Origin of the sequence: Mesorhizobium sp. BR1-1-3 (genome assembly GCF_020165455.1) — a bacterium.
In the GTDB taxonomy this organism is placed as follows: Bacteria; Pseudomonadota; Alphaproteobacteria; order Rhizobiales; family Rhizobiaceae; genus Mesorhizobium; species Mesorhizobium ciceri.
In genome coordinates this window covers 1-1,159 of the sequence record NZ_JAIUIC010000035.1, presented here as the reverse complement: position 1 = coordinate 1,159, position 1,159 = coordinate 1, and the positions used below count along the sequence as shown (strand labels likewise).

At 62.2% G+C, this 1,159-nt stretch carries 1 protein-coding gene; it reads left to right on the top strand.

Annotated features, from left to right (window positions below; all coding sequences use genetic code 11):
* Window positions 1–198: 198 nt before the first annotated feature.
* A complete protein-coding gene (locus tag LB559_RS32790) occupies window positions 199–1,137 on the top strand; it encodes an IS110 family transposase (RefSeq protein ID WP_224675902.1) in 939 nt (312 codons plus the stop codon).
* The last annotated feature ends 22 nt before the right edge of the window (window positions 1,138–1,159 follow it).

Genomic DNA, 1,159 nt, shown 5'->3' with positions numbered 1-1,159 from the left:
CACCTTGTATCTACACGAGAGAGATTTCGTGGGATTAGAGCGATTGAGCCAAGGTCCGGGTGGCCGCCCGGACCTTGGCTTGGCGAAGTCGCCCGTACCACCTGAGGTTACAGCCGCGGGAGAGCTTGGGATCTTCGCCTTCATCACGCACGACCGAACAGTCGCTTGGTTCCAACCGTACGCACAAGGCAGGTTACCGTGAACAGGATTATTTGTGGAGTTGATGTTTCGAAAGATTGGCTGGACGCGCATGTCTGGCCTGGCGGAGCGGCAGCGCGCTTCGCCAACGACGCGGCGGGGATCGCAGCTCTTTGGCTGTTCTGCCGCAGCCATGACGCAGCCCTTGCGGTGATGGAGGCATCGGGCGGCTATGAACGGCTGGGATTCATGCTCTTGTGGACGCACGGCATGCCGTGCGGCGTGGTCAATGCCAAGAGCGTGCGCCGTTTCGCCGAGGCGATGGGCTATCTTGAGAAGACCGACAGGATCGACGCCGCTGTCATCGCCCACTACGGCGCAGTCAAGAACACTGTGCCGACGCCACCGCCAAGCGCCGCCCAGCAGCGGCTTGCCGCGTTGGTTGGCCGGCTTTGCCAGATTGTCGGCGATGCGACCATCAACAAGCAGCGTAGAAGTGCCGCACGCGACGCCGAGGTATGCGCCAGCATCGAGGCGATGCTGGCCTTCCTCAAGCGCGAGCAACGGCGCCTGGAAGGCGAGATTGCCTCGATGATCGATGACGATCCGCTGTGGGCCAGGCTGGAGCAGGCCTTTCGTTCGCTGAAGGGCGTGGCCGGACGCACCGTCGCCCGCCTGATGGCCGAACTGCCCGAGATCGGCCTCATCTCCAACAAGGCCATCGCCAAGCTGGCAGGCCTCGCTCCCTTCGCCAACGATAGCGGCAAGCGCACCGGCAACAGGCATGTGCGCGGCGGACGCGCCGGGCCGCGTGGCATCCTCTTCATCGTCGCAGCCATCGTGGCCAAATTCGATCCCAATCTCAAAGCTTTCGCTCAACGGTTGCAACAGGCGGGAAAGCCAAAAATGCTCATCCGCATCGCACTCGCCAGAAAACTCCTCGTCATCCTCAATGCAAAAGCACGCGATGCGCGCAACGAGTTCGCGAGTGCAACTTGACACCCCAGATAGTCGCTCTCCC